Source organism: Streptomyces sp. NPDC059534 (assembly GCF_042743475.1).
Taxonomy (GTDB): Bacteria; Actinomycetota; Actinomycetes; order Streptomycetales; family Streptomycetaceae; genus Streptomyces.
The window spans coordinates 1-3273 of record NZ_JBHWAQ010000113.1 but is presented as its reverse complement, the minus strand read 5'-3'; the positions used below and the strand labels follow the sequence as shown (position 1 = coordinate 3273).

Genomic DNA, 3273 nt, shown 5'->3' with positions numbered 1-3273 from the left:
CCCCAGAAGAGCGTTCACCCTGCGGAGTGAGTACTGAAAGAGCTCATTGCTCCGGATGGACCAGCTGCGACTCGTCCACCGCGTCCGCTCCATCGAGCGAGACACCTCCCAATGGGGCCGAGACCACAAGGCCGAATGCGCACCGCAGCTTTGCGGCTACGTCCCCGAAGTAACCGATAACGCCCCGACGACTACATGACCGCAGCGTGGTGGCATCACTACTGAGAGCTACTTGTCACTTGGCGGCAGCTTCGGGAGTGCAGGGCCTCGAGTCCCGCGGGTTCAGCGAAACTGAGGGTTCTTCGTCGGGAACCGACGGGTGTTCCGGCTCTCTGGAGGGTTTCGACCCGTGTGTTCTGGATGAACTCAAGGTGCTGGCTCATCGGTTAAGTGTGTTGAGCTGTGCATCACGCTGAACCTCTTCCCAGTAGTGGGCGGCGGCGGTGACGATCGCTTGAAAGTCGTGCAGTGACACGACTGCGACGTGGGGCGTGCGCGTCCCCACGGGCGGTTCGGTGGGCTCGCCGATCACGATCGCGTTCGTGCCGTGGACGTACCCGCGGACCAGGCAATGGTCGAGGGACTCGGCGGCGGCCAGCAGCGACGGATCGTTTAGGGCGGCATCGGAGCGCAACACGGACAGCGTCGCGGCCGGGTCAGCGTCGGGCTGGGCCAGACGCGGGTCCTCAAGCCTGGCCATGTTCTGCAGTGTCAGCATCATCGAGCCGAGGATGCAGGGCTCTGAATCGCCCATGATGATCGAGTCCACGATGAGTTGGAAATGAAAGAAACGCGCATCCCAGGGGTCACCTGCTGGGGTCAAGATCAGCCCGAATCGGCCGTCGTCGGTTGAGATGCGCATGCCTATGACCTCCCGTGGTGTTCCTCGGCTTCTGATGCTAGAAGCTGCCGAGCGGCGTCGCCGTAGCGGATGGCGGTCTTCTCGTCGATGCCGAAGACGAGCGCGAGGTGGAGTGGGTCGGCGCCGTGGGTGAGGGCCTCTTCGAGCTGTCGGTCGACGCGGAGCCGTTCCAGGGTGGCGGTGAGGTTGCGGGTGGCTCGGGTGGTCCAGAGCTTGCAGGCCGGGCCGAGTTCGACGGCGGTCTTCTGGGTGATCAGTAGGTGGGGGTTGGCCGTGTTCGGCCAGCGGTTGTGGCGGTGGTCGAGCCAGTCCAGCACCGCCTGACGGGTGAGATCGTCGAGTGGCCGGACGTGGCCGCCGACGGTGATGCGCCCGTTGCCCAGGTCGACGTCGTCCAGCTGCATGGTGCGGATCATCTTCGGCCGTGCCGCGTGGACGGCGGCCAGGGCGATGATGAGCCGGATGTCCGGGGTGGTGGCGGCGCCGATGGCCTCGTCGATGTCTGTCTGGACGAGAGCTTGGGGGATGCCGCCGGTCTGTCGGGGGACACGGATGCGGATCGTGGGGTTGCGGAAGATCTGACCGTTCTTCTTCGCGTGTCGGAACAGTGACCTCAGGGCGACGATCCGGCTTTCGCGCTGTTTGCCGGTGACAGCGTCCCGGGCCGCAACGATGTCTTCCCGGGTGACCTCTCGCAGGTGGTCGTAGCGGCTGGACCATTCCAGCAGCACCGGCTGGATCTCGTTGAGGTAGACCCATGCCGTCTGCCGCGACCGCGGCTCCGACCGCGGCCCGCCATCGAGCAGGGTGCGGATCCAGGCTTCGACGGCGCGATGGATGCCCGGGGGCATCCCGTCGAGTTTTCGCTCCAACCACCGGTCGACGGCGGGGGCCCGGTCGTCGGTGAACAGACCGAGTCCGTCGAGAACTTCGGCGATCCGCACGACCGGAAGTCCGCGGGCGCGTAGGGCCGGGAAGAGCTCGGAGTACCGGATCGACTCACCTTCGCGGAAGCCGAACAGCACGATGACCAGGGCTCGGTTCACGTCACTGGTGATCCAGCGGCTCCAGCCGCGCGCCTCTCCCAGTGCCCGGGCGGCCTGTTGAGCCCGGATCAGCCAGGGATTGGCCAGGTCAGCGTGGAGTTCTCGGTCGAACCGGCGGAAGTCCCGAGCGGCAGTGAACAGGGTCAGTTGCGTTGACGTCGTGATCACGCGATGCGGTTCGGGGAGGGGCGGCGGCTTCAATACGCGCCGTCCGGCCTTGCCGACTCGCGGCCCTCCGTTCTTGGGCCGCTGGAGGTTCGCGAAGAACAGCTGCTGGCAGGTCACCCGCCGTAGGTACGGCTCGATCACCGACGCCTTGCCGCTGGCTTTGATCGCCCACGTCGCCTGGGCCCGGCAGAGGCGGCAGTAGCCGTACTTGTCGTCGACCGGGACCGGCCGCCGGCAGCCGACGCACTCGCCGACGGCATGTAGCTGGGCGTAGGTGTAGCAGCCGCGGCAGAACCGGCCGGGCAGCTGCCCCCAGGCGAAACAGCCCGAGCAGGAGGCTGCCGGCTTGCTCTCGCTGATCTTCCCCATGATGTGACCAGGTCACATCGGCGGCAGGGAACGGCCGTCGCGGCGCTTGGGCACGACGGCTGGGGCCACCATCGAGCCGGTCGTGGCCTCCTGGACTCCAGCCTGCTGACCTTCCCGGGCTCGGGAATCAGCAGATCGCCGATCTCACAGCCGAGCACGACACAGATCACGTCCAGGTCCTCCAGCTTGAGGGAGACCGGCTGGCCGGACCACAGGCCGGACATCTTCCCGGCCGAGATCACCAAGCCGTGCTCGGCCAGGCTCCGCTGGAGCTCGGACGCCTTCCAGATCCCCTTGTTCGCGGCGGTCAGCCGCAGGTTCCACTTCATCCCATCAGTCCTTCCAGCCGCTTCGCGGCCCGCTGCTGCCCGGACACCCAGGCGTCCTCGACACGGGTCTGCTGAACGTGGATGTACCGCATCGTGGTGGCGATCCAGGAGTGTCCGAGGACCTCTTGGATCCCGAGCAGATCAAGTCCTCCGAAGTAGAGCTCGGACGCGCAGAAGTGCCGCAGAACGTGCGGGGTGAGCGTGTCGGCCCAGCCGGGCAGATGGGCCTTCGCTGCGGCGGCCAGGCCGTTGCGCAAGGCGTCGTCGCCGGCGCGGCGTGAGGAGCCGTCGGTGTTCTTGCGCTCGGAGGGGAACAGCGGTGCCCCGGGGCGGGTGTGGTCGTCGTCGAACTGGCCCCAGACGTCCTCGATGAACCACCGCAGCGTGCGGTCGGCGCCGTTGATCAGCGGGACCATCCGCTCGCGCGGACCCGATCCGCGGGCGCCCTTGCCATGGCGGACGTGGAGCTTGCCGAAGCGGCCCAGGTCCCACTTGATGT

At 67.0% G+C, this 3273-nt stretch carries 4 protein-coding genes; all 4 read right to left on the bottom strand.

Annotated elements, in window-relative coordinates; all coding sequences use genetic code 11:
- Positions 1-379: 379 nt before the first annotated feature.
- The gene (locus ACFVZH_RS40095; RefSeq protein WP_384905554.1) at positions 380-862 is read right to left on the bottom strand and encodes a hypothetical protein; all 483 of its coding nucleotides are present in this window, start codon (positions 860-862) and stop codon (positions 380-382) included.
- 2 nt (positions 863-864) lie between these two features.
- Entirely contained in the window at positions 865-2193 is a 1329-nt protein-coding gene (locus tag ACFVZH_RS40090; protein WP_384905553.1) for a hypothetical protein, read from the bottom strand.
- Positions 2194-2213: 20 nt separating this feature from the next.
- Positions 2214-2774, bottom strand: coding sequence for a helix-turn-helix domain-containing protein (locus ACFVZH_RS40085; RefSeq protein WP_384905551.1), 561 nt, complete (start codon positions 2772-2774; stop codon positions 2214-2216).
- Positions 2771-3273: tyrosine-type recombinase/integrase (locus ACFVZH_RS40080; protein WP_384905550.1), on the bottom strand; the 503-nt coding region annotated here is incomplete at its 5' end. The genes ACFVZH_RS40085 and ACFVZH_RS40080, both read right to left, overlap by 4 nt.